The sequence below is a fragment of the Lysinibacillus sp. DFXJR4 genome (assembly GCF_057196045.1).
The window spans coordinates 1,516,703-1,539,838 of record NZ_JBXUNW010000001.1; the positions used below are offsets into that span (position 1 = coordinate 1,516,703).

Annotated in this window: 29 protein-coding genes; 18 read left to right on the top strand and 11 right to left on the bottom strand. The window is 33.9% G+C overall.

All coding sequences use genetic code 11. The annotated features are described in order from the left end of the window. Nucleotides 1-36: 36 nt before the first annotated feature. Complete coding sequence (locus AC2CGN_RS07755; RefSeq protein WP_429981694.1) at nucleotides 37-954, bottom strand: alpha/beta hydrolase; 918 nt, start codon at nucleotides 952-954, stop codon at nucleotides 37-39. Between the two features lie 162 nt (nucleotides 955-1,116). On the opposite strand from AC2CGN_RS07755, the gene AC2CGN_RS07760 reads away from it, so the two are divergent. Beyond that, nucleotides 1,117-1,596, top strand: a complete 480-nt coding sequence (locus tag AC2CGN_RS07760; protein WP_429981695.1) for a dihydrofolate reductase — start codon at nucleotides 1,117-1,119, stop codon at nucleotides 1,594-1,596. Between the two features lie 166 nt (nucleotides 1,597-1,762). Further along, a complete protein-coding gene (locus tag AC2CGN_RS07765) occupies nucleotides 1,763-2,149 on the top strand; it encodes a hypothetical protein (RefSeq protein ID WP_429981696.1) in 387 nt (128 codons plus the stop codon). Nucleotides 2,150-2,262: 113 nt separating this feature from the next. Here the strand turns inward: AC2CGN_RS07765 and trhA are convergent, their stop codons facing one another. Beyond that, nucleotides 2,263-2,898, bottom strand: a complete 636-nt coding sequence (gene trhA / locus AC2CGN_RS07770) for a PAQR family membrane homeostasis protein TrhA (protein WP_429985298.1) — start codon at nucleotides 2,896-2,898, stop codon at nucleotides 2,263-2,265. A gap of 274 nt (nucleotides 2,899-3,172) precedes the next feature. Here trhA and AC2CGN_RS07775 point away from each other — a divergent pair, with 274 nt between their 5' ends. The 5 genes from AC2CGN_RS07775 (at nucleotide 3,173) to msrB (ending at nucleotide 6,678) form a co-directional block, all read left to right on the top strand. Further along, complete coding sequence (locus AC2CGN_RS07775; RefSeq protein WP_286926657.1) at nucleotides 3,173-4,015, top strand: DegV family protein; 843 nt, start codon at nucleotides 3,173-3,175, stop codon at nucleotides 4,013-4,015. A gap of 176 nt (nucleotides 4,016-4,191) precedes the next feature. Then, a complete protein-coding gene (locus tag AC2CGN_RS07780; RefSeq protein WP_429987256.1) occupies nucleotides 4,192-5,124 on the top strand; it encodes a GDSL-type esterase/lipase family protein in 933 nt (310 codons plus the stop codon). A 4-nt stretch (nucleotides 5,125-5,128) separates the two neighbouring features. Further along, nucleotides 5,129-5,710 (top strand): YpmS family protein, encoded by a 582-nt coding sequence (locus AC2CGN_RS07785; RefSeq protein WP_286926659.1) that lies wholly within the window; start codon nucleotides 5,129-5,131, stop codon nucleotides 5,708-5,710. A gap of 12 nt (nucleotides 5,711-5,722) precedes the next feature. Next, nucleotides 5,723-6,253 carry a peptide-methionine (S)-S-oxide reductase MsrA gene (msrA, locus tag AC2CGN_RS07790; protein WP_429990254.1) on the top strand — a complete coding sequence of 177 codons (531 nt, stop codon included), beginning with the start codon at nucleotides 5,723-5,725 and terminating at the stop codon, nucleotides 6,251-6,253. After that, complete coding sequence (msrB, locus tag AC2CGN_RS07795) at nucleotides 6,250-6,678, top strand: peptide-methionine (R)-S-oxide reductase MsrB (protein WP_286926661.1); 429 nt, start codon at nucleotides 6,250-6,252, stop codon at nucleotides 6,676-6,678. The genes msrA and msrB overlap by 4 nt, the downstream gene beginning before the upstream one ends. Before the next feature lie 56 nt (nucleotides 6,679-6,734). Here the strand turns inward: msrB and AC2CGN_RS07800 are convergent, their stop codons facing one another. Next, nucleotides 6,735-8,582, bottom strand: a complete 1,848-nt coding sequence (locus AC2CGN_RS07800; RefSeq protein WP_376781250.1) for a methyl-accepting chemotaxis protein — start codon at nucleotides 8,580-8,582, stop codon at nucleotides 6,735-6,737. A 255-nt stretch (nucleotides 8,583-8,837) separates the two neighbouring features. Here AC2CGN_RS07800 and AC2CGN_RS07805 point away from each other — a divergent pair, with 255 nt between their 5' ends. The 3 genes from AC2CGN_RS07805 to AC2CGN_RS07815 all read left to right on the top strand — a co-directional run bounded on the left by AC2CGN_RS07805 (nucleotide 8,838) and on the right by AC2CGN_RS07815 (nucleotide 10,475). Further along, nucleotides 8,838-9,056: a YozE family protein gene (locus AC2CGN_RS07805; protein ID WP_429981701.1), complete on the top strand. Its 219-nt coding sequence runs from the start codon at nucleotides 8,838-8,840 to the stop codon at nucleotides 9,054-9,056. Nucleotides 9,057-9,171: 115 nt separating this feature from the next. Continuing rightward, complete coding sequence (gene deoD, locus AC2CGN_RS07810) at nucleotides 9,172-9,879, top strand: purine-nucleoside phosphorylase (RefSeq protein ID WP_286926664.1); 708 nt, start codon at nucleotides 9,172-9,174, stop codon at nucleotides 9,877-9,879. A gap of 413 nt (nucleotides 9,880-10,292) precedes the next feature. Beyond that, a complete protein-coding gene (locus AC2CGN_RS07815; RefSeq protein WP_484513071.1) occupies nucleotides 10,293-10,475 on the top strand; it encodes a hypothetical protein in 183 nt (60 codons plus the stop codon). Nucleotides 10,476-10,526: 51 nt separating this feature from the next. Here AC2CGN_RS07815 and AC2CGN_RS07820 read toward each other — a convergent pair whose 3' ends face one another. The 5 genes from AC2CGN_RS07820 to AC2CGN_RS07840 form a co-directional block, all read right to left on the bottom strand. Continuing rightward, complete coding sequence (locus tag AC2CGN_RS07820) at nucleotides 10,527-10,901, bottom strand: VOC family protein (RefSeq protein ID WP_484513073.1); 375 nt, start codon at nucleotides 10,899-10,901, stop codon at nucleotides 10,527-10,529. Between the two features lie 82 nt (nucleotides 10,902-10,983). After that, complete coding sequence (locus AC2CGN_RS07825) at nucleotides 10,984-11,175, bottom strand: hypothetical protein (protein WP_484513075.1); 192 nt, start codon at nucleotides 11,173-11,175, stop codon at nucleotides 10,984-10,986. A gap of 331 nt (nucleotides 11,176-11,506) precedes the next feature. Beyond that, the gene (locus AC2CGN_RS07830; RefSeq protein ID WP_484513077.1) at nucleotides 11,507-12,106 is read right to left on the bottom strand and encodes an exosporium glycoprotein BclB-related protein; all 600 of its coding nucleotides are present in this window, start codon (nucleotides 12,104-12,106) and stop codon (nucleotides 11,507-11,509) included. A gap of 430 nt (nucleotides 12,107-12,536) precedes the next feature. Then, on the bottom strand, nucleotides 12,537-13,172 hold the full coding sequence (locus tag AC2CGN_RS07835) for a hypothetical protein (RefSeq protein ID WP_429981706.1): 636 nt from the start codon (nucleotides 13,170-13,172) through the stop codon (nucleotides 12,537-12,539). Nucleotides 13,173-14,011: 839 nt separating this feature from the next. After that, a complete protein-coding gene (locus tag AC2CGN_RS07840) occupies nucleotides 14,012-14,251 on the bottom strand; it encodes a DUF3923 family protein (RefSeq protein WP_429985305.1) in 240 nt (79 codons plus the stop codon). A gap of 459 nt (nucleotides 14,252-14,710) precedes the next feature. Between AC2CGN_RS07840 and AC2CGN_RS07845 the strand changes: the two genes are divergently transcribed. Continuing rightward, on the top strand, nucleotides 14,711-15,184 hold the full coding sequence (locus AC2CGN_RS07845; RefSeq protein WP_286926666.1) for a GNAT family N-acetyltransferase: 474 nt from the start codon (nucleotides 14,711-14,713) through the stop codon (nucleotides 15,182-15,184). 333 nt (nucleotides 15,185-15,517) lie between these two features. On the opposite strand, the gene AC2CGN_RS07850 is transcribed toward AC2CGN_RS07845, so the two are convergent. After that, the gene (locus AC2CGN_RS07850; protein WP_429981709.1) at nucleotides 15,518-15,955 is read right to left on the bottom strand and encodes a VOC family protein; all 438 of its coding nucleotides are present in this window, start codon (nucleotides 15,953-15,955) and stop codon (nucleotides 15,518-15,520) included. A gap of 721 nt (nucleotides 15,956-16,676) precedes the next feature. Here AC2CGN_RS07850 and AC2CGN_RS07855 point away from each other — a divergent pair. From AC2CGN_RS07855 to AC2CGN_RS07875, 5 genes are all read left to right on the top strand, one after another. Beyond that, complete coding sequence (locus tag AC2CGN_RS07855; protein ID WP_054771516.1) at nucleotides 16,677-16,856, top strand: hypothetical protein; 180 nt, start codon at nucleotides 16,677-16,679, stop codon at nucleotides 16,854-16,856. Nucleotides 16,857-17,150: 294 nt separating this feature from the next. Next, nucleotides 17,151-17,693: a hypothetical protein gene (locus AC2CGN_RS07860; protein ID WP_429990250.1), complete on the top strand. Its 543-nt coding sequence runs from the start codon at nucleotides 17,151-17,153 to the stop codon at nucleotides 17,691-17,693. A gap of 97 nt (nucleotides 17,694-17,790) precedes the next feature. After that, nucleotides 17,791-18,096 (top strand): hypothetical protein, encoded by a 306-nt coding sequence (locus AC2CGN_RS07865; protein ID WP_429981711.1) that lies wholly within the window; start codon nucleotides 17,791-17,793, stop codon nucleotides 18,094-18,096. Nucleotides 18,097-18,418: 322 nt separating this feature from the next. Continuing rightward, the gene (locus tag AC2CGN_RS07870) at nucleotides 18,419-18,808 is read left to right on the top strand and encodes a YidH family protein (protein WP_286926673.1); all 390 of its coding nucleotides are present in this window, start codon (nucleotides 18,419-18,421) and stop codon (nucleotides 18,806-18,808) included. A gap of 362 nt (nucleotides 18,809-19,170) precedes the next feature. Next, nucleotides 19,171-19,377 (top strand): hypothetical protein, encoded by a 207-nt coding sequence (locus tag AC2CGN_RS07875; protein ID WP_484513081.1) that lies wholly within the window; start codon nucleotides 19,171-19,173, stop codon nucleotides 19,375-19,377. Between the two features lie 483 nt (nucleotides 19,378-19,860). Here AC2CGN_RS07875 and AC2CGN_RS07880 read toward each other — a convergent pair whose 3' ends face one another. Further along, a complete protein-coding gene (locus tag AC2CGN_RS07880) occupies nucleotides 19,861-20,283 on the bottom strand; it encodes a hypothetical protein (protein ID WP_286926677.1) in 423 nt (140 codons plus the stop codon). Nucleotides 20,284-20,858: 575 nt separating this feature from the next. On the opposite strand from AC2CGN_RS07880, the gene AC2CGN_RS07885 reads away from it, so the two are divergent. Next, a complete protein-coding gene (locus AC2CGN_RS07885; RefSeq protein WP_484513084.1) occupies nucleotides 20,859-21,251 on the top strand; it encodes a hypothetical protein in 393 nt (130 codons plus the stop codon). An 84-nt stretch (nucleotides 21,252-21,335) separates the two neighbouring features. Here the strand turns inward: AC2CGN_RS07885 and AC2CGN_RS07890 are convergent, their stop codons facing one another. Next, nucleotides 21,336-22,064, bottom strand: coding sequence for an HAD-IIB family hydrolase (locus tag AC2CGN_RS07890; RefSeq protein WP_484513086.1), 729 nt, complete (start codon nucleotides 22,062-22,064; stop codon nucleotides 21,336-21,338). 71 nt (nucleotides 22,065-22,135) lie between these two features. Here AC2CGN_RS07890 and AC2CGN_RS07895 point away from each other — a divergent pair, with 71 nt between their 5' ends. Then, the gene (locus AC2CGN_RS07895) at nucleotides 22,136-22,798 is read left to right on the top strand and encodes a Crp/Fnr family transcriptional regulator (RefSeq protein ID WP_484513088.1); all 663 of its coding nucleotides are present in this window, start codon (nucleotides 22,136-22,138) and stop codon (nucleotides 22,796-22,798) included. Nucleotides 22,799-23,136 lie beyond the last annotated feature (338 nt).

Consider the following 23,136-nt stretch of genomic DNA (forward strand, 5'->3'; position numbering starts at 1 on the left):
CTCTATTATCGCACTCTTTTATGCGAATAGACAAACTTATTTCATGAAACAAGCGATTTTTTCAGCTGTTTGTATTGTCGCTTCTTCAAAAAAGTTCATTTTGCTAAAATAGCTATGGATTAATCCAGTCATGTTGATATGCTCAACGGTTACGCCTGCATCGGCAAGTTTTTGTGCATAAGCAAGACCCTCATCATAGAGAACATCCGCTTCTGCGGCAATAATAATTGTTTTTGGCAAAACACTTACATCCTCAATCTGAAGCGGGGAGACAAGTGGATCTTTATAGTTTTGTCCATCTGTGTAATGTCCTGCAAACCATTGCATCCCTTGTTTGTCTAAACCATAATGTTCTCCATAAGCACTGTAGGATGCTGTTGTAAAATCTATATTCACGACTGGGTAAATAAGTGCCTGTGCTTGGATTGCTGGGCCATTTAATGTAGCAGCTAAATAGGCTACAACCGTTGCTAAGTTTCCACCTGCGCTATCACCAGCTACGCTTAACCTTGTTGCATCCCCACCAAATTGCAGAATGTTTTCGTAAACCCAAACTAAACTGTCATAGGCATCGTGAAGCGGAATAGGAAATGGATATTCTGGCGCTAGACGATAATCAACTGACACAACAATAGCCTCAGCTTTTTCTGCCAATAGCTGGCACCCTGCATCAGAAGATTCTAAATTGCCGAATACCCAGCCACCCCCATGATAATAAACAATGACTGGGAGTATTTTGTCAAAAGAAGGTTTATAAATACGAACATTTATTTTTGCACCATCACGTACAGTTATTTTTCTATCCGTAATCGAAGCAAGCTGTGGAGCCTGTGTTGACTCCCATTTTGGCACTGTTCGAATAGCACGAGCCTCAGCAGGTGTTAAATTATAATACGGAATAGTAGAGTCATTTGCTTCAATGTAGTGAATCGCCTCATTTGTTAGTTTTGTCATCATCATCCATCCTTTTTTTCTATTCGATGATTCTATTATAAACTATTCATATAATTTTACTAGGATTTAAAATCGAAAAATTTATGAATGGGCAGAAATATGCTAATTGTCACAGTAAAATTTGTTTATAATAAGATGAATGAAAGTATTTGGAGGGACAAGATGATTTCTTTAATTGTGGCACATGATACTAATTATGTGATTGGTTATGAAAATGGTATGCCATGGCATTTACCTGGAGATTTACAATATTTTAAAAATAAAACAATGGGCAAGCCGATGATTATGGGTCGTAAAACATTTGAATCGATTGGCAGACCACTACCTGGTCGTAGAAATATCGTAATTTCTCGAGACGAAAGCTATCATGCAGAAGGGATTGAAACAGCAACAAGTTTAGAGGAAGCCCTCGTCCTTGCTGGTGATGTTCCGGAAATTATGATTATAGGAGGGGAGCAAATTTTCCGCCTATCGATGGCTATCGCAGATCGTTTATATATTACAAAAATTAATCATTCTTTTAATGGGGATACCTATTTCCCGAAATATGAACAGGATTTTGTACAAGTATCCTCAGAAAAGCCAGAAACAGCATTAGAGGGTTATACATTCGAATATCAGATTTTTGAACGCAAAAAATAGAGATCTGCTGAATAGGTAAATCACTGTAAAAGTATCACTATCACTATCAGATAGGCTCAGGAATCTTGAGAATAAACCTAAGCTTTGAGAAAAAAGAAAAGAATATTTAAATAAAAATTATTATGACGATAGAAAGTATATAAATATTGGTTGTAAAGATAGGGGGATGGGTGCTCTGAATGTTCAATTAGGGGGCAGTAATTATTTTAGTGTATTAAAAAAAGACGGTTTTAATCGTTTATCGGATGATTTATTTCTTAGAAACAATAAAAAGAAAGCAACGTATGAAATAAAAAAAGAAAATGGGTATATACGTCATATAGTAACGAAAGAAAATGGAGAAAAAGTAATTATTAGAGAAGTGAAATTAACCAAGAAGGAAGAAAAAGAAGAGGCTTCTGGCGACATAAAAGATATGATTACGCAAAAATTAGCCAATCAATTGTTAAAATCATTAGAAGATACACAGAACCATCAGAAACTTCTTAAAACTGGTATAGCTGGTCAAAAGGAAAGAGAAAAACAAATCTTACAATACATCATGAATATATAAAATTGTAAAAACCTAAATATTGATATTGCAGTATCATACGGCTGGTGCTCCAATATCAATGGATGAACGAAAAATCGCTCCTTTATCAAAAAAGAGCGATTTTCATTTTGTATTTATAAGTAAAAATAAACACAAGCATACATTGATCCACAGCCAGCTAATACAAATAGATGCCAGATTGTATGATTGTAAGGAAGTGAGCGCCAAGCATAAAAAATGGCACCAATTGTATAGAATAGCCCACCTGCAAACAGTAAAGCAAAGCCATTAAATCCTAAGTAAAGGTAGATAGGCTTTATTGCAAAAATAATTAACCAACCCATACCGATATAAAAAATTAAAGAAAGTATTTCAAATCGATTAATAAAGAAGCATTTAAATAGAACGCCTAATAGAGCAAGAGACCAAATAATACATAATAAGGTAATGCCTAGAGTGCCGCCAATCGCAATTAACAGAAAAGGTGTATAGGTTCCTGCAATTAAAATATAAATAGACGAATGATCAAGTATAGAGAAAAAGTATTTATATTTTTCAGGCATGCTATGTAGCAGTGTTGACATTAAAAATAAAATGATGACAGAGGCACCGAAAATACTAAAAGTTGTTATTTGAAGCGCTCCACCTGTTTGTACAGCCGCTAAAATAAGAACAATTAATGCTGGAATACTAGCGATAAACCCAATACCATGCGTAATGGCATTCCACAATTCTTCTCTCCATGTTTTATAGTCAAATGAATCCATCATTTTAAACACTCCTTTCGTTTGTATTTTTACTATACCCCAATAATTTTCATCCTGCTATTTACATTTGTCATATCTTCAGTATCAAAAGTGTCATATAAATGTCTAAATCCATGAAGGACATTGTTAGACAAGTGCTCGACTAAGCGCTATAGTAGCAAAGGTAGCGTTTTCAAAATAAATATCATTGTATGATACCTAATGACAAATGTCATGTTTACATAATGTTTCATTAGTCTATATAATAAATTTTAATGAAGTAAAAGGATGTGTCGAAGTGGGACGAATTCATATTGTAACGGACTCAACTTGTGATTTAACTAAGGAAGAAGTATCGCAGCATGGTATACATATCGTGCCTTTAACGATTCAAATTGATGGGCAAACATATATAGATGGTGTTGATTTAGAACCACAGCCTTTTTTAGGTTTAATGAAAAACGCTAAAGATTTACCAAAAAGTTCCCAGCCTGCACCAGGGAAATTTAAAGAATTGTACGATGAGCTGGGTCAAAATGGGGATAAAATCATATCCATTCACATGACTGGTGGTATGAGTGGAACTGTTGAATCCGCTCGTCAGGCAGCACAAATGACAGACGCAGATGTCACAGTAATTGATTCACGCTTTATTGCGATTGGACTAGCCATTCAATTACGTGAGGCAATTAAAATGCGAGATACAGGTGCTACTGTCGAGGAAATCGTGACACGTCTAGAAAAAGTGCGCGATAATACTTATTTATATGTTATTGTTGACACGTTGGAAAACTTAATTAAGGGCGGACGAATTGGTAAAGGTACAGGCTTTATCGGATCTTTACTCAATATCAAAGTAATTGCAAATTTAGAGGGTGGGGTATACAACCCTGTTTCTAAAGTTAGAAGCCATAAACAGGTTGTAAATTACTTATTTAAACAATTTCAAGCTGATACTGCTGGTAAAACCGTAAAAGCAGTAGGAATCTCTCATGCTGATGGACTAATTACGATGGGTGAACCATTAAAAGCGTTAATTGAAGAAACAGGCTTTAATGACGTAGAGATTGCCTTCACATCACCTATTATCTCTACACATACTGGTCCTGGAGCGATTGGATTTATTTATTTTGCAGAATAATAGACAGGAGCTACTACATAAGTATTGTAGTGGCTTTTTATTTTTTATAATGCAGGGAAAAGTAGGCATTACAGTAAAAAACACTTTTTTTATGGAATAGCTAGGTATCGTCCCTTTTCATTGCAGTATGAACTATTCTATAATAGAAGAAACAGCGAATGATGGAAGGTGGTCAAATGAGCATTTGGCGAATATTAATTTTGTCAATTTTGACCGTCTTAGTACTAAGTGGTTGTGCTATATCAATAGATGAACCGAATCCGCAAGCAGAGCCTGAAGGTGAGCAAGCAGGGACGGAGCAAGATATGAAACAGGATGAGCAACAAACAGAAGACGAGGAAAAAACCTCTAAGAATATGTTGACGCAAATTTTTGAGCATTTTTTTGAGCCATCACCAGAGGATTTACGGAAAATTGATGATGAAAACGCAAAACAACTACATTATTTGGCACTGGGAGATTCATTAACAGATGGTGTCGGTGATGAGTATAGTCAAGACGGTTTTGTAGGTAGATTAACAGATTCTTTGCAAGCTTGGCCCTCTATCTCTGATGTAGAGGTCGACAATAGAGGAAAAAGAGGAAGACGTAGTGATCAGCTATTAAAATTAGTGAAAAAAGGGCATTATGATGAAGAATTGCAAAACGCACAGCTTATTTCATTAACCATGGGCGGAAATGATGTTATGAAGGTAGTTAGACAGGATTTGTTTAATTTGAAACGAGATGCTTTTGATAAAGAATTGCTGGCATATAAGGAACGCTATAGTAAAATCGTTGCTGGCATTCGTGCTAAAAATCCTACGGTACCCTTATTGCTGATTGGTTTTTATAATCCATTCTCTATCGTGACAAATGAGGCCAATGAATTTGATACAATTATAACGGAGTGGAATAATGTCATAAAAGACATAGCAAGTGAAGATACGAATGCCTGCTATGTCTCAGTAGAGGATTTATTTGATTCAAACAAAGAGCTCGTATATCATACGGATTTCTTTCATCCAAACGCAAAAGGCTATGAAAAAATGACGGAACGAATACTTGCAGCAATGGAGCAGTGTGGAATGGAACAAAAAATTAACAAGGAAATAGGCTTCGAGGAGTGACAAAATGAATAAATGGAAAATCGCATTTTTCGCCTTAGCAGGCACAGTGCTGTTTGCAATCCTCCTCGTCGTGTATTTAGCAACAAAACCTGTTGATGGAGTAATTGTAGCAAAGAGTTCGGAAGGTGAAAGTGAAGTAAAAGGGAATGTCCTCGTTGTTCAAACAACAACGAAGGAGTTAGAATCAATATCGAAGAAATATTTAAAGGACGCCGCAAAAGGATCACCTCTGCCATTGGATTTTACGATTGGTGATGATATTCAGCTAAGAAGTAAGCTAACCGTTTTTTATACAGAAATCCCAATCACTATGAATTTTGATCCCATCGTTGATGACAAAGGGAATATTATCCTAAAGCAAACAGGTATGAATGTCGGGCTGTTGAATATTCCACCTGAGACGACTATGAAAATTATGCGCGACTCGGTGGAATTTCCTTCTTGGATTACAGTAAATCCAAATAAGGCAGAAATTTATATTGATTTATCACGTATTAATATAGCTTCTGGGTCTCGTATTCGAGCAAAAGAGTTAAATTTACCAAAAGATAAAATTTTATTGGAAATTATTGTTCCTGGTGAATAAGGAGTGACATGAATGGTAAAGCAATATGCAACATTTGCAGGTGGTTGTTTTTGGTGTATGGTCAAGCCCTTTGACGAAACACCTGGAATTGAATCGGTGATTTCTGGTTATACGGGTGGACATGTTATGAATCCGACATATGAACAAGTATGCTCTGAAACAACAGGACATATGGAAGCAGTACAAATTACCTTTGAGGATGAGCTCTATTCCTATGAGCAATTACTAGCGACATTTTGGACATTAATAGATCCAACAGATGCCGGTGGGCAATTTTATGATCGTGGGGAATCCTACACAACTGCCATTTTTTATCATAATGAGGAGCAACGTGAATTAGCGGAACGTTCTAAAGCGGATTTAGAGGCATCTGGTAAATTTGATAAGCCGATAACGGTGAAAATCTTACCAGCTAATACGTTTTATCCAGCTGAGGATTATCATCAATATTATTATAAGAAAAATCCAATGCACTACGAGCGCTATTCAATTGGTTCTGGTCGAAAAGCATTTCAGGAGCAACACTGGGGGCGAGAAAAATGAAAAAAGAACAACGCTTAAAAGAACTAACTGACATGCAATACTATGTAACACAAGAAAATGGAACAGAACCACCGTTCCGTAATGAATATGATCAACATTTTGAAGATGGCATTTATGTTGATATCGTTTCAGGGAAACCGTTATTTAGCTCCCTCGATAAATTCGATTCAGGATGTGGTTGGCCAGCATTTACAAAGCCAATTGAAAAAGAGGAAGTAACCGAGCATTTTGATACATCTCATGGAATGCGCCGAGTGGAGGTTCGGAGTAAGGATGCTGATTCACATTTAGGACATGTTTTCCCTGATGGACCAACTGAGCTTGGAGGCTTACGCTATTGCATCAATTCAGCAGCTTTACGTTTTATACCAAAAGAGGATTTAGAAAAGGAAGGCTATACTGAATATCTTTCCTTATTTAAATAAAGAAAACTCCTAGCATGAAGTTTGCTGGGAGTTTTTTTGTGCTTATAGTGGGTCAATTAAACCTTAAACTCACTTACTAAATTACGAAGGAAATCTGCTTGTTGGGCAAGTTCTGCGGCGGCTGCATTAATTTCTTGCATGGAAGCGGAGCCTTGTGTTGCTGCTGCTGCGGAAGTAACTGTATTAGCAGCGGATTGTTCAGCATAGGCATTAACGTGGACAAACTCACTTGCTACAGCATTGCTATACTCAAGGGTTAAAGAAATTTTTTCAGCCATTGCCGTAATAATGGAAGTAGTTTCCTGTGTATGCGATAAAATATTCGCTAATGATTGATTTGTTTCATTTGTCACTTCTACTCCGCGAATAACCGAAGTTACCCCCTCGTAGTTTTGTGTAATAATAGAGGATACTTCATCCTGAATGGACGTTACAATTGTTGTGACTTCCTTCGCAGCACTTTGGGATTGCTCCGCTAATTTGCGAACTTCATCAGCTACAACTGCAAAGCCTCTTCCGTGCTCCCCTGCACGTGCAGCTTCAATCGCAGCATTTAGTGCCAGTAAATTCGTCTGTTCGGATATAGCGGTGATTGTCCCAATGATTGATGTTATGTCTGCTGATTTTCGTCCTAGTGCCTCCACCGTTGTTGTCGTTGTGGCCATTGTTTCTTCAATTGCCTGCATCACTAGTGAAGATTGTTCAACTGAGCGACTGCCATCATCAGCTGCTTGCTGCATTGCTAAGGATGCACGTTGGACAGCATTGGCTTGTTCATTTAAATGGTGCATAGAATGCTCAAGGTCACTCATTTTTTGCTGGGCACTATTCATGCTGGAAATGGTATTGTCACTATCGCTTGCAATGTCAGCTGTAGCATCTGCAATATCCTGAATAGTACGAGCATTTTCATCCGCTAATGACATTAATTCCTGACTGCTACTAGAAACATGATCTGCAAGCTCACTCACACGTTTTATGAGATTAGATATGGATTCTATTAAAGTGTTGGTGGAAGAGGCAATCGTTGAAAATTCATCATGATTACGTACTTTAACGCGCCTTGTCAAATCGCCACCAGCCTGTGCAATATCCAGAATCGACTCGTTAATTGCTTGTGTATTATTTTTTAATGATTTAAATAACATATAGCCAAATATAATGATAGCAATAAAACCGATTACTGAAATGATAAAGAAAGAAATAATAGAGACATTGACTTGCTGGTTCAACTTATTTAATTTGGTTTTATTTGCTTCATCCATCACTGTATTGATGGATTCGATATTTTTATCAATATGTGTTTTCATCGTTTCGCCAACAGCGCCCATCATCAGCTTTCTTGCTTGCTCCAGTCCAAGCTCATCACGCATCGTCATGACTTTTTCAGAGTAATCGAGGTAATTTTTATAATATTGACCAATTGCCTGCATATGTCCAAGCTCAAGCTCTCGATCTGAGAACTGATCTTCTAATTCCTTAATTTTTTTATTTATCGAGTCAATTTTCATATGATATGAAGTAGAATAAGTGCCGTTACCAGTAATTAAATAGGTTTGCTCTAAATTTGTGAGCCGTGCAATTTCATAAGCAAGCTGATTAACTGTTAATTGCTCTTGGACATTTTTCTCAGTAAAATCATCCATTTGTCGCTGAAGATTACGTATATCGACATAAGACAATATACCCATTATTCCGTTAATGATAATTAGAAGTGTAAATATAATAAGCACTTTACCCCGTATTAAATGATAAAAACGTTGTCGTTTTTCCTTAATAGGAGGGAGATTATGCCTACTTTCCTCTAAATCAGTTGCTTTCTCTTTAGCAGAAAAGCTAGTTTTAAAGAGAGACGGGCGTTTTTTCGCAGAGTTACTGGTTTTTTGTAAGTTTTTCATCGCCATCACCTTCCTATTTTCAAATAGTCGATTTCAATTTTATCTTATTTTACTAGATTTTTCTAGATATTGTTTCGCAAAATTTTCATTTTTCAGATAAAAAAACCTATTAAACTTCTACGTCTCAAGTCGAAAGATGTGAAAAAAATAGTGAATAAACTTAAATAGGAAAAAATACTTAATAGTTATTTTTATGACGAGAACATGATTTTTTGATAAACTAGCGGAAAACAGATTAGTATAAAAAGGGGAATTTCTAGCATGAAAAAGAGCTTTTATTTATATGTATTAACTTTCCGCGGTGGAGATTGGTCTGATCAGAAGGTACGATTTGCAGAGGAGATGTTTCATGAGCATAATTTCCCAAAGCAAAGCACAGATTTTGAAGAGCTTTCAACGTATATTGAATCGTTTGCAACAGACAACCTTACTACTGAAGCATTTGATGAATTGTGGGCATTATATGTCGAGCAAGGGTGAGACAAGGAAAGAAATGAATGAATTTATTTTAAGTTGCTAGACGTCTAGCATTGATTAAATAGCAGAAACACAGTATTATTTAAAGTGATAACTGACAGAAAAGAGGGATTGCAGTATGAGTGTTCATATTAATGCAAAAAAAGGCGAAATCGCTGACACAATTTTACTTCCAGGAGATCCACTTCGTGCAAAATACATCGCAGAGACGTTTTTAGAGGATGTAACTTGCTATAACGAAGTACGTAATATGTTTGGTTATACGGGAACATATAAAGGCAAACGTATCTCTGTACAAGGAACTGGGATGGGTGTGCCATCAATTTCCATCTATGCAACTGAATTAATGCAAGAATATGATGTTCAAAAATTAATCCGCGTAGGTACTTGTGGTGCAATTCAAAAAGATGTAAAAGTACGTGATGTCATTTTAGCCCAAGCTGCAACATCTGACACACGTATGAACCAAATTATTTGGGGCGGTGCTATCGACTTCGCACCAATCGCTGACTTCGACTTATTATTAAAAGCCTATAATGCAGGTAAAGCGGCTGGGCTAAACCTACAAGTAGGAAATATCTTCACAGCTGATTTGTTCTATTCTGATGAGCATCAAAACGAAAAATTAGCACAATACGGCGTACTAGCAGTTGAAATGGAATCTGCAGCACTTTACACATTAGCCGCAAAATTCGGCCGTAAAGCACTTTCTGTTCTAACAGTAAGCGACCATATCCTAACAGGTGAGGTAACGACTTCAGAAGAGCGCCAAACAACTTTCAATGACATGATGGTTGTGGCGTTAGAAGCTGCTATTCAAGAGTAGTTGATATAAGAGGGTTTTCAGCAAATATAAAATACTGCAAATAAAAGCAACCGACCAAAAACCGACCATTTTTTATAAAATGGAATTGAAGTAGTCGGTTGCTTTTTCTTTATCTTTCATAGTTAAGTGACTATAGGTATTAATCGTTTCTTGAATGTTAACATGTCCAAGTTGTTCTTGAATAATTTTAAAATTTACATTGATGGGTTTTAATTCACGACACTATGATCAATACATCTTAAAGGCTATTATTTGTGGCTTCACACCACAGAAAATAAATCGTGGGTAAAGGCTGGGACTGTTGATAGACCGCATTTCGAAGTTAAAGCAAATTGGAAGATGCCATTAGGCTATAAATTAGGACAAGTAATTGTTCCAAGCAATAGTAAAGGAAATTAATTGTGGAAAACAAAATGATTCAAACATGGAATCCAGGTTCACCAGCTATGAAAACTGAAACGGAGAACTTTATTCCAAAGGCTGTTAAAGACGGCATTATTCAGAAATGGCACTTAAAGGATTTACAGAATAGTACAATGACCACTGACCGTTTAATTGGTCTGTACATTACGATTCTGCAAAGACGTGGTAAATAATAAAAATATTGAAAGACCAAGAAGCTTAAAGTTGCTGTCTTGGTCTCTTCCCTAATCTTTATACGAAGTTAATCTCAGATAATAGCCATCAGGGTCAATAATGCGAAAATCTTTCATTCCCCATGATTGTAAAACAAGACTTGATTCAACTGGATAATGTTTATCTAGAACACGTTGATATGTTTGTTCGATATTATCTTGTAGTATCACTACTTCAATACCTTTTCCTTTTGGTCTTAAACCGCCTTTTTTAAAATAATGATTTTCATTAAGAACGTTATCAGATGTTAATAATAAAGCAAAATTCTTCATTTTAATAATTGCACTAACTTCGGTCTTATTATGAAATGTAAGACCTATTATTTCCTCATAAAAACTAATAGACTTTTGTAAATCTTCAACGAATAATTCTAATCGAAATTCCATCAATATTCTCCTTTTGTATTATTATGTATAGTTTATATGGAGTTAAAAACCAAGTACATAAAAACGACTTGCTTAAATGTCACTACGACAAATTTATTACGTAACGCCAAAGCCCAGGTACTGGTGCTGATGATTCTTGTTTTGTAGCATCCTCTTTTGATGTCTCAGTAACTGTTTTTTTCTTTTCACCTGGTTCTTCTTTTGCTGTTTCCACTCCACATCCTGCTAGTCCTAGACTTAATACTAATGCTGCACTAAAAATTAATTTTTTCATTTTTAAATAATCCCTTTATATTCCATTTTAGGAAATAAAGAGTGAAAAGTACATACAAAAAAACAGACAACTTTGTTAGTTATCTGTCTCACGATCTGAATGACAGTTTAGCTTGTTCAATTACTTCCTCAAAGGCTACTTTAATTTCCTCGACATTAATAATATTGAAATTTGCTAGAAATATCAAAAGATCCGTATTTGTAGAGGCGTATAGCAAGGCTGTAGAGCGTTTGAGTAGTAAGTCGAATATAATCTTCTTCTATAGAAAAAACACCTTATAAAGAACGTCCTGTGCCTTTGTATAATTGGTTAGATGAAAGAGATGTTATTTTTAAATAATATTAATCCCTCCGTTTGCGTAGCCAGCAATAGCGACTCCTGCTTCCAATACATGAAATACCATAATTAAACTATCGCCTACAGCTACAGACACAGGTGGGATATTAGCTGTTCCAAAAGATATTTCTCCTATTCCTGAAAGTGCTGTTATTGACGGAGCCAAATCAACACTTGCACTTGTAGCAGTGAAACTATTACTACCTACAGGTGCACGGAATATCTGTGCTCGGACTGTCGCAGTTTCTAAGTCCAATACTCCTCCTAAATAGGTGAATGACGCTGAAATAGATGTAATATTACCGTCACGTGAAACAGTGAAGGCTTCATTAGGAAGTCCAATTAAGTTAATTGTATTACCAATAAGAGGAACTAAAGATACAGAACTACCAAAACCTATAAGACCGACATTGTTAGTACCATTGCCAAAATTGTCACCGATTAAAATAAATTCAAATCCAGAGGAAAATGGAATTATGGATCCGCCAATAGGAATGGAAGTACTGATGCAATTAATATCATTAGCCGTAAATGTTCCTAAATTATGGCATTTTTTAATAGTTAATGATTCATTATTACTCCCACAATTATTCATGGAATGGTTATCTCCTTTTTGTCTTTATAATATGCGGTAAAGGGGAGGGGGACAAAGGCTATAAATCACGTTTTTGATATTTAATCTAATCAGAGTAATCGAATTTATAATTGGTTAAATGAGCGTGATGGCCTTCCACAATCAAATAATAATAGACCGGGAAATTGATAAAACTGGCTGGAATGGTAGAGAGGGGATAAGTATGAATAAACAAATTAGTATGTTTGATTTTCTTTCGGTTCAGCAATCGGACCATGACCGCAAGTGGACCGAAAGCCATCCAAAAATGTTAATAAATCTGTTGATAAGAAGAAGTATAAAGGACCAAGAAAAAGAGGGTATATTGTGCAGAGATAAAAAAATAAAACGGACTGTACAGTTAAACGGTATACAGGCTGACACCAACACCATAGAGTCAGCCTGTAAATTTTCAATTATCAATTTTAGTAACGACCAATGATGGGAATCTATAAGTGACTTTTGTAGAGGCTGCTATTACCCTGATACTAAGTCTATCATCTTTGTTTAATCGTAGTTGTATTGTAGTTCCTATGGTGTTAGCTGTATTTAAGGTTACAACTGAAGTTATCGAATCAATTTTAATATTATTTTCGGATTCGAACTGGCTGCCATTCACCGGGATTGTATCATTGATGAACAATCCAAACACCACCCACGTATCCAAAGAATCGCTGGTAGCATTTCCAAGTTGGACTGAGATGTTCATACTGATTTCATATACGCCACTGGTGGCAACCTGAAGATCAGTACTATTATTAGGAATAGGAGCAGGATCTACATCCAAAGATGGACCAAGAGTCGTAAAAATAACTTTCTGTCCTAAAGGTGGAAATGGGACTGGTGTTACTAGAACAATGTTTCCAGAGGGATCGTAAAATGATCCATATGCCAAATTCTTCTCTTTTGGTGGTTCGGGAATGTTAGGCGGTATACAGGCTGCGTCAATAGCCCTGAATGATCTAACCCCAGTGCAATTGAATTTTTCATTACCGCACCGTTGGCAACCACAACCTGATTGATGACATCTATTATTAGTTGAATTCATATTAACACCCCCTTTCTTTATCATTTTATTCAAGCATTTAGTTAAACGGATGTGTTACTCAACTATCTAATGTTTGAAAGAAGTGTTTATTTCAATAACCAATAAAAGACCACTTCGTGATGGGTGGTCTAGGGTATTAAAACAGGTGACTTTTGGTGACCAAAAGTGACCAACATTTAGTTAATTTTATAAAATTGTAAACACTTTAAGATACATTTTATAAAGTTTAGAATGCTGTTAAATCAACATTATTGAAGTATCTTGGTCTTATAAAAAGTACAAGTATTTCAATGATATGATGGTTGTTGCGTTAGAGGCTGCGATTCAAGAGTAGTTGGTATAACAGGGTTTTAGCGTGTTTTTTAATAGTTGAAATTTAAGCAAGTGATCAAAAGCGACGAAAAGTAGACCATTTTACAAGATTTCGTCAAATAGGTCACTTGCCTTTATTTTCTCATGCTCAATGTGACATTTTTGTTCTTTTTATATATTTACTTTTTTCTTCATCATATCCAAGTTCAGTGTTTGATACGTTAACTCATCACCACCTTTAAGGGATTATACGTTCTGTTTGAAGGCGAAAAATTCGAATCAAACATTTCAAGAGCACCCAATGGTTCAAAGTAATTGTAAAATTATCATACAGCAAGTGTTTTACCATGATCGTTGAATTTATTATCAAACAATTGAATTTGTTTAGCCATCATCTTTTTCTTTCCAAAATCCAGCTAACTCCTTACAGATTTTTGGAATTTCATTTTGTAAAGAATACTGATAGAGTACATACAAAAAAGCCACTTATTTAAGCGGCTTACACAAAAACAAAGAACAACGTTGAGTCATGATAATCTATTTGTTAAATTTTTATTTGTACTTTTTCTAACAAAATAAAGAAAAATCAATTGAAATAGTAAAACAACTAAAACAGCAATACCTAAAATAACGAATGTTATCATTTTAATTTCAGGTGTTTGAACTACACCTGCTCCATCAATATTTCTTGCACCAACAAATACTGCAAGAGCACTGAAAATTAATATCCATACAATATTTGTGGCCCACCATATTTTCATACCCATAATGAACATCTCCTTCCTTCTTGCTTGCTGTTTCCTTTAATGGTTTAATTATATCAATTAAACCTATTATTAGGAACATGCTATAGGCTGTGTTATTTCTCAGCCTTAAGACGGATTGACTAATTAAATGAACAAAAAAACAACTTTGTTAGTGATCAGTTTTATTTCCGGCCATCTTCTCATACAAAATTTGCCTCAAATTTAACTCCCAATATCATCATCTGTGGAGGGGCGAACCGCGAAAGAGAATGTTCAGTGCCTTTCTATAGGTGGTTGTGTGAAAGAGAAGTCTTCCACAATCAATAGTGCATGGTGAACCAACATTAGATAATTGGTTGGAATGGTGAATGAAATAATTGTCCAAGTAATATTTAGATGAGGTATTGTTAAACTAATATAAAATTGTTTTAATGTTAATATTAGTTTAAAAAAATTTTTACATAAAATAGGAGGATTTAAATGGAAATTCGTTCAGTTAAAGGTTCAGACTACTATGTAATTTCACCTCTAATTAACGAGTGGTGGGGTGGCAGGAATATGTCTGATAAGCTACCAAAATTATTCTTCGACCATTTTGCACAAACAAGTTTCATTGCAGAAAAGGATGGTAAACTTGTGGGTTTTCTAATAGGATTCCTTTCTCAAACTCATTCAAATGAGGCGTATATTCATTTCGTTGGAGTTCATCCTGAATACAGAAAGCATCATATTGGAAAACATTTATACAATAAATTTTTTAATGTAGTAAAGCAAAGTAATCGAAGTATCGTTCGGTGTGTAACGTCACCTGTCAATAAAGTTTCGATTGCGTATCATACCAAAATGGGTTTTGAAATTGAAGATGGAGATAGAATTATTGAAGGTCTATCATTAAATACAGACTACGATGGACCAAATCAAGACAGAGTTTTATTTGTAAAAAAATTAGATTAAATTCTTGCTTCTTGCTGAACTAACTGGGGCTTAGGGTATTAAAAAAGGTGACTTTTGGTGACCAAATAGTCCCTAACTGGTGATAGAATGTGATTTTTAATGAAAAATTGCGACACATTTCAATATAATAAATACCGTTATATCAATACTTTAATAGCTCTTGATTTTCAATAATAGCGGTCGCAATTAATGATAGATCGTTGTTGCGTTTGAGTCTGCTACTCATGGGTAATTGATATACCAACGTTTTCAGCATATATAAGAGCAACCGACCAAAACCTGTCCATTTTGTAGTCGGTTGCTTTTTATTTTCCTAGGTTCTATCAATACAAACTATTCTTTTCTATCTAATTTTCCTTTAACATTTTCAATTACACAATCAAAGCTTTTATCAGAATCGATACTCTCAGTTATTGTGAAAATATATCCATCTGGATCTTTTATAGTTAATTCTTTTGCATTCCATGGAGTAACAGTTGGTTCTTGAATAATAGTTGTTTTGTTTTCCAGCGCAGATTGATAAATATTATGAATATTATTAGAGAATAAATTAATAATTACTGAACTAGAAGCGTTGACCTTTTCATCCTTGATTAACATCAAATCTTGGTACTTTTCCCCTCTTAAATGTGTCATTGATACTGTTCCTTTATCGTCAGGAAAATCAAACACTGAATGAAAATCTAATACGCTTTTATACCAGACTTTCGACTTTTCAATATTTTTCACTTTTAACTTTACAAATAAAGGCATTTGATAAAATTCATGCATTTTCGTTTCCTCCTTTAGGTTTATACAAATAACCATAAGGGTTTACGAGACGTTAAAGTCAACAACAAAAAAACAGACAACTTTGTTTGTTATCTGTTTCACGATTTGTATTGGAATGTTTCCTTTGTTTGATTATAACCAGCTTCCTGTAAATTTTGGGCTGTTTGTTCGAATATGTTCATTTAGTTAATTAATATCAAAAGAGCCGTGTTTGTTGGAGCAGTATGTGATTGCTATCAAGCATTCTCCATCTTATATAGAAAAACAGAACACTATATAAAAAAAGATGAAAGGGTGCCTTCCAACCATTAATGCATGGTGAACAAACATTAGTTCAAATAGTAAATGGAAATTATTATCCAAATAGAAGAGTTATGTGTTATTTTGTAAATTACAAAGCAGATTTGTGGAAAAATAGCCTGACAGGGATCTTGATTATGAAAAGGTTTAGTTATAGGTATTGTTGGAATAGTTTGGTCGCAATACCTAATTTATTTTTAATCTATAGTTTCGCTGGGGTTAGGGGTACTTATTTCTATTAACAGAGGGCTTTAGTTGAATAAATCACAACAAGACCACGCTTGAAAGTGTAAGTGGAGATTATTATACAAATGAATATGAAAAAAGGTATTGATCAACCCGTGAAGAATGGTCATAGTTAGTAAATTAGCAGGGAATCCTTTCCTTTTGTCGAATTAATGCAGAGAAAGGAGTGAATTTTATGGCAAAGCCAAAATGTCCTGAATGTAAAATTGAGGGATTAGAACACATAGTATCTGAAGATAGCAATGAAGAGTCTGAAGATGGACAACCTTGGTTTAATGTTGCTTTTTGTAATAACTGTGGGCATGTATATGGTATTTTTAACAAATATTCGCTTAATCCTTTTGATTTTGACTAATTTCTAGAAATCCCAACTTTCGGTTTTTGCAAATTTTTTATAAACGTTATAAAATCAGCACCTTCCACATAATCAATTAACGAACAAAGGAGTTTTATGGCCGATCATATTAAAAGATTGCTTTCGTTTACCTAGTACTTGTGAAGCTGAGAAAATTAAAAAAAATAGAAGTATACTGCTAAGACATTTAATCTAAAAAATAGGACTTAAATTAGGAAACAGGTCATGGGGATAAAAAGCATATTTTCTATTCTATTGGAGAAAATATTCCTAAAAGATTTAGGAGCGATAAAATTGAACAAATACATTTTCTTACTATTATTGATATTAATTTCTATACCCATTAATGAAACTGTAGATGCAAAATCAAAAGATTCCCCACAACCACTTGAAGAATTTCTTCCTGAAATAGGATATAAAACTGTAGAATCTGCGTTAAAAGATTTTGAACAGCATTATAAAAAAGAACTTAAGCTTCCCCTTAGAGTACCACCAATAAGTTTTACTCATTATTTTGGAAGATTTAATGATTTTGATGGTTCATTTGAAGTAACAATGTTAAATGACCGACTTCCTCAAAATCACTTTAAAATTGATGTTCGTCCGATTCAGTATAAAATCCCCTTTGAAAAGTATATTTCAAATGTGTTTAAGTTGAAAGATGGAAGTGATGCAGCATATATAGACAATCCGAAATTTGGATTTAATATGTTGGTCTTTGAAAGAGATAATTGGCAGTATGTGTTTAGTATTGATCAAGATGTTTCTGATAAAGTAACATCTGACGAACTTATCGAAATAGCAAATTCTATGGATTATCCAAATAAAAAATATTAATTAAATTAAAGATATAGGAATAATTATTGTCACCAGTGCATTTTGGTTAAAAGGGAATAAATTCGAGATGAGGTAGAAAATGAGGTACATGATCATAATGTTCATTACAATAGTACCGATATTGATTTTAATCAGTTGTAAGGAGAAAGATGGCGATTTGGTAGGAGCTAGTGTGACATCAGATGATGCTAAGGCAATAGCTACGAATAATTTTAATCTATCTACAATCAATAATGTTGAATTAAGACACTTAAACGATAAGGAGTTTGACAATATCCCCTTTGAAGAAGCAAAAGAAAAAACACCTGTTTATTTTGTAATTAAAGGAATTGATAAAAATAAAAAAGAGGTAATTGTATTCGTAAATTCAAATGAAAAAAGATTTAATTATATCAAATATTGAGTAGGTTGGTTCACTACAGAATGTTCATTTAGGACAATCCGTCTTGTGCTAACGGTTTTAGGGGATTAATGATCATTTTGTAAAAGTGTTGTCATGGTAAGAAAAAAGTTCTGTAACTTTATGAAGTGTAAAAACAACATTAGAAAATTTTTATAGTTATGCATCTAGATTACTGAATCTTTTGGTTAATTACTTAAAAAGAATGTTCCAGATACGTTTGTTTTCATCCCCAAAAAAGAATCGTTCTGGATAATTCCCCATAAATTTATATAAAGTGTTTGTAATTATAAACATGACTTTATAGAGGTAGTAGGTGTTATAGATGTCAAATAACCCGCTAGAACAAGAAGTAGGAAGTAAGCAATTAAAGTATGCCCAGCAACATTTAGCCAATGAAAGAACATATTTAGCGTGGATTAGAACAGCAATTTCAATTTTAGGTGTTGCTTTCTTAGCAACAAGTTTACACTTTGCTATTGGGACTGTTCGGAATTTTTGGGTGGATTTTTTATCAGCAATCATTGGTTTGTTGGCATGTCTATTTGGATTATTAATTATTTTCACAGCTACAATTAATTATTCTGCCAAGAGAAAACAAATATTAAATGAAGCGTTTATACCTTCTAATAGACATATTGTTTGGATATCTTACTTTTTAATTGTATTGATCTTGATGGTAATAATCTACTTTATAATGATTAGTTTAGCTTAGATAAAAGCTTTTGAGCAATTCTTTATGTAATAGCTTTTTCTAATGGCAGCTTTGATTTATAAAGAGATTTTCATAAATCTTATATCAAGGGTTAGAGGGACTTTTGGGAAATAATGACCAAAGGCGACTATTTTTATAAAAGTTGTTTTGGTGGAGTCCCAATAGAGCAGAAACAGATAACATCAAAAGTGGTGATAGATTACCTTTGAATTGTAAGATGTGGTAATGGTAGGCTGTAATTTGGCTTGACAATAATAGCTATTTGAACAATAGAGACGGCTATGAATAATGCTATATCTTGTTTTTTAGTAAATGAACTATTGCAAAGTATTTAATTGGTCTACCTAAGGAGGGGTTACTTAATGAAGCTTTTAGATAATAATTTTTTTATTTTTATTTTGGCTTTTGTAATTGCTATTGCATTTGTCAACCGGCCTGTGGTTATTGATTTTAAAGGTATAATTTATTTTTCCACTTACATGGTTATTTTAATCTTAGCTGGATTCGCTACAATTAAGCTTTTATTTAAAATCTATGATACTGCTATTTTAAAATTAAGTAAGAACTGAAGTTTATTCTTTGCTGTCAAAATCAACTGATAATGAAGTGATTCTAAGATAAATTCTGTTTCACTAGGCAGTTGATTTAGTTCAAGTATAGTGTGCTGAACCCTAAAAGATCTATCTTTTTTAGGATTTAGTTAGTAGGAAGAAAAAACGTCTATTTTAACAATGGAACAGCTCGATGAACAATTTAATCCTCGAACTGTTCCTGAAGTTCCAATGTTGTTCCAAATACAGTTGCCCCTTTAGAAATAATGAGATCCTTCACTATTTCGTTTGTTGGCTGCCAAATGGGTTAATTGATTTGATTCGAGTATTATTGGTGTCGGTTCTTGGGGCTGACGCAAGGTGCGAATCAACAAAAACATTAGATGGAGTATAGGACACTGGTGATATATGTAAGTGGACTTAAGCAATACTATCATATATGTATATGATTTTGAAATGTTGAACTATACACATTACTGATTCAAGTTTTGTTCTCGGCTTTTATATAAATAATGTAAATTTCTTTTGCACACTATTTACGTATTCTTCAATTTTCCTCTCATTAACTCCCAGTTCTGCGAGGATCCTTTTTAGCCCCTGGGGACCTTCACCTTGATAACCAGAAGAGAATCCACCCTTTACAACTATTCGACCATTTACTCCATTAAAGGCTGTTTCATAGCCGTATATTTCATTTATATATCTATGATCAATAGATTTAATTTTCCCGATTAATTCAATTGTTTTTCTAACAGCAGTTATCGCTTCTTTTGTATGGACATCTTCAATCGTGATATTCATAGTATTATTCCTTTCAGACACATCTTGTTTAATCTTGTTAAAGGCATTTTCATAAGCATTTCTAATCTCTTCGATGTTATACTTTTGATTGAATAATGCAGTGCTTTTTTCTAGAGTAACCAACGACTATCTACCTCTTCTTAAGATAAAATTTCCTTTTCATGGATATAAATGTATCACATTATTTTATAATAAAAAATAGACAATTAGCTTATATTTTTAATTCGCAATAAAGACTATATTCTTATTTTATTCTAATACAAAGGATATAGAAGAGTGTAAATACATTGTTTAAAAGCAATAAGGAAACAATTTTTACTTAAATTCTATTAGAAAGGTATTCATGAAGTAATGTAATCAGTATAAAATTATTTTGATAGCATAGTCATATCACTTTAGTACAATAGTATTTTTTGTTCCGTATTTTATTCAGGTTGGGTTGAATATTTAAGGAGATGGAAATAAGATACTAGGAAAGAGATACTATTATAATTAACTTAAAAACTGAATGATTATTCCTAAGTCAATTTAGAAAAAAAGGACATAAACCGACTTTATTGTATTTTCTTTGATTGGAATATTCCAGCACTATTTAGCTTAGTTCAAACACAAAACTAAATGTCCCATCAATTCCGTGTGGCTGATAAAAAAAATCATTATATATGCAGGGGTGGTTTGAGAATGAAAAAATTTAGAGGTTGATTTTAGTAGGACTTTTAGGAACAATCCTTTTTGCATGTTCTGATAAAGAAGACCAACTAACAAGAATAGATGTTCAAAAAGTAAATGAAGAAGGAAACTATGAAGACATTCAGATAATTGCCGATAAAGAAAAGATAAATTTTGTAGAACAATCTTTAGATAATGTGAGGTGGGAACCTCAAGCAGAAGCAATTATGGCAAAAAAAGAAGATGCTTTAGTTATTGCCTTTTATACGTATGATGAAAATATGCCTGAACGACTTTATGAATATAAAATTTGGTTTGAAGAAAATGATATCGTAACAATTATTAGTAATAAAGAGGATGAAGGCTATGGAAGGTTAGATAAAGAAAATGCTCAAAATCTTCAAAATATCTTATTCAATTAATCTTACATGCTGTGACCTCCTATAGATTTTGATAGGAGGTCATTGCTTCTTTGCTAACTGGATGCCATCTTCAGATTATAGTGTCTAATCCTCTAATTTTTTCATGATTTTTCTGATTGTAGCAGGAATTTCTGCTCTATTAATCGTTTCAGTAGCATAGCGTTGGACATCATGATTTCCAATGCAAACACTATGAATGGCATGTTCAAATAAACATTGATCATTACTGTCATTTCCAATCGCAATAAATTCATCAATCTTTAATTTATGAAGCCCCTTCACTTTATTCACACCAAGTGGACTAATATCAATTGCATGTTCATTTTTATATGCTACAACTGAAACAGGTAATTTTAATATCTCATGTAGCACCTCTTCTGTTGGGTGAAACAGGATCAGCTTACATATTTGTTGCAATTCAGCAATATCGCGATTCTTAGCTCTTGTTTTATCAATATTTATGTAAACTTGGTGGTTGGTATCTCCTGTAAACGCATAATCCCAATCACTATCAGCTAAATAAGTTAATTGATTTGAGCGAATACATGCCAAAAGCTGTTGTAAAATATCATTTTTAAAATATTCTACTTGAATATTCCCACATTCATACGTGAACGCTCCGTTTCCGCCAACCATGGGCAATTGTCGAAACTGCTCAGGTAAGACTGGTAATAGATCACGAATAGGTCTGGCAGAAGCAAAGACAATTTCATGCTTAGCTTTTAATAATTCATCGAAAACTTCACAAATAGACACATCAATTGTTTTTCCATCGAAACAAATAGTTCCATCAATATCAAATACAAATTTCATATCATCAGCTCCTGGTTCGAGTATAATGTATAGTAAAAATATTTAGAAGGACAGATGTCCCGGAGGTAACAATGCAGTTCGAAACATTTACTCAAATTTATGGTTATACCTTTCAAAGGGAGTTCAAAAAGAATGTAGAAATCCGTAGGTATGACTCAAATGACTATATTTTAAAAGTGGGAGAAGCTATCACGGGTCTCTATTTTTTATTAGAAGGGAAATATTATGTTTCTAGTCCTGAAATCACAGGGAAGGAATTGTTATTAAGATACTGCCAAAAGCCTGCCATTATGGGGGATGTTGAAATCTTTCAAAACTGCTTGGTTCAGTCTAATTGTATAGCTGCAGAGACATGTCAGTTGCTATTTGTACCTTATGCTCTTTATGAACAACATTTAAAATATGATAGTGCATTTACACAATTACTTTTACAAGAGCTAGCATATAAACTTCGGACATGCACGATATCCTCTAGAGTGAACGCTCTTTCCTCTGTTTCTACACGTTTAGCTGCGTATTTATGTACAATTGAATCGACTTCACTTTTTAAGGAATATATTATGACAAACACACTGGATGAGGTGGCTTCACTTATAGGTACAACAAAAAGACATTTAAATCGGGTATTAAAGCAGTGGTCAGATGCAGGAATTATTCAGCGGAAAGAAGAAATGATTCAAATTATCAACTGGAGTAAAATTGAGGAGATTTCAGAAAATGTTCGATTTGAATAATGCGTAGAATTATATTTACATTCAAATAATAATCAGTGGCTTTTTTTCTATGGTATTGACCATCTCCTTAGAGGTTTAGCTTATTTTGCTGTTGAGGTGATAAATATGTACATTAATGAGGTCAGTAAAAATGTTCACTAACAAAGTACCCAAAAAGTTAGAGCCAATAATCTAACTTTTTGGGTACAGCACCTTATTATGAAAAACAAGGGTTTTTTCGATAATGGATCATAAAAAACATCTCTTGTTTTCGGCATAAATTTGGTTTGATTACAAATATCGAATTAACCCGTAGTTCTAATAAATGCTCTTTAATACAGGGACAACTTTTATGACTA

Excerpts from the sequence above, each read along its gene's own strand:
- AC2CGN_RS07805 (WP_429981701.1), top strand. The coding sequence starts at position 8,838 with ATGAAAAAGAGCTTTTATTTATATGTATTAACTTTCCGCGGTGGAGAT.
- AC2CGN_RS07845 (WP_286926666.1), top strand. The coding sequence starts at position 14,711 with ATGGAAATTCGTTCAGTTAAAGGTTCAGACTACTATGTAATTTCACCT.
- AC2CGN_RS07855 (WP_054771516.1), top strand. The coding sequence starts at position 16,677 with ATGGCAAAGCCAAAATGTCCTGAATGTAAAATTGAGGGATTAGAACAC.
- AC2CGN_RS07870 (WP_286926673.1), top strand. The coding sequence starts at position 18,419 with ATGTCAAATAACCCGCTAGAACAAGAAGTAGGAAGTAAGCAATTAAAG.
- AC2CGN_RS07850 (WP_429981709.1), bottom strand. The coding sequence starts at position 15,955 with ATGCATGAATTTTATCAAATGCCTTTATTTGTAAAGTTAAAAGTGAAA.
- trhA (WP_429985298.1), bottom strand. The coding sequence starts at position 2,898 with ATGATGGATTCATTTGACTATAAAACATGGAGAGAAGAATTGTGGAAT.
- AC2CGN_RS07800 (WP_376781250.1), bottom strand. The coding sequence starts at position 8,582 with ATGGCGATGAAAAACTTACAAAAAACCAGTAACTCTGCGAAAAAACGC.
- AC2CGN_RS07895 (WP_484513088.1), top strand. The coding sequence starts at position 22,136 with ATGCAGTTCGAAACATTTACTCAAATTTATGGTTATACCTTTCAAAGG.
- AC2CGN_RS07755 (WP_429981694.1), bottom strand. The coding sequence starts at position 954 with ATGACAAAACTAACAAATGAGGCGATTCACTACATTGAAGCAAATGAC.
- AC2CGN_RS07890 (WP_484513086.1), bottom strand. The coding sequence starts at position 22,064 with ATGAAATTTGTATTTGATATTGATGGAACTATTTGTTTCGATGGAAAA.
- AC2CGN_RS07825 (WP_484513075.1), bottom strand. The coding sequence starts at position 11,175 with ATGAAAAAATTAATTTTTAGTGCAGCATTAGTATTAAGTCTAGGACTA.
- msrB (WP_286926661.1), top strand. The coding sequence starts at position 6,250 with ATGAAAAAAGAACAACGCTTAAAAGAACTAACTGACATGCAATACTAT.
- AC2CGN_RS07780 (WP_429987256.1), top strand. The coding sequence starts at position 4,192 with ATGAGCATTTGGCGAATATTAATTTTGTCAATTTTGACCGTCTTAGTA.
- msrA (WP_429990254.1), top strand. The coding sequence starts at position 5,723 with ATGGTAAAGCAATATGCAACATTTGCAGGTGGTTGTTTTTGGTGTATG.
- AC2CGN_RS07820 (WP_484513073.1), bottom strand. The coding sequence starts at position 10,901 with ATGGAATTTCGATTAGAATTATTCGTTGAAGATTTACAAAAGTCTATT.
- AC2CGN_RS07815 (WP_484513071.1), top strand. The coding sequence starts at position 10,293 with ATGATTCAAACATGGAATCCAGGTTCACCAGCTATGAAAACTGAAACG.
- AC2CGN_RS07865 (WP_429981711.1), top strand. The coding sequence starts at position 17,791 with ATGTTCATTACAATAGTACCGATATTGATTTTAATCAGTTGTAAGGAG.
- AC2CGN_RS07830 (WP_484513077.1), bottom strand. The coding sequence starts at position 12,106 with ATGAATAATTGTGGGAGTAATAATGAATCATTAACTATTAAAAAATGC.
- AC2CGN_RS07835 (WP_429981706.1), bottom strand. The coding sequence starts at position 13,172 with ATGAATTCAACTAATAATAGATGTCATCAATCAGGTTGTGGTTGCCAA.
- AC2CGN_RS07875 (WP_484513081.1), top strand. The coding sequence starts at position 19,171 with ATGAAGCTTTTAGATAATAATTTTTTTATTTTTATTTTGGCTTTTGTA.
- deoD (WP_286926664.1), top strand. The coding sequence starts at position 9,172 with ATGAGTGTTCATATTAATGCAAAAAAAGGCGAAATCGCTGACACAATT.
- AC2CGN_RS07785 (WP_286926659.1), top strand. The coding sequence starts at position 5,129 with ATGAATAAATGGAAAATCGCATTTTTCGCCTTAGCAGGCACAGTGCTG.
- AC2CGN_RS07760 (WP_429981695.1), top strand. The coding sequence starts at position 1,117 with ATGATTTCTTTAATTGTGGCACATGATACTAATTATGTGATTGGTTAT.
- AC2CGN_RS07840 (WP_429985305.1), bottom strand. The coding sequence starts at position 14,251 with ATGGGTATGAAAATATGGTGGGCCACAAATATTGTATGGATATTAATT.
- AC2CGN_RS07765 (WP_429981696.1), top strand. The coding sequence starts at position 1,763 with ATGGGTGCTCTGAATGTTCAATTAGGGGGCAGTAATTATTTTAGTGTA.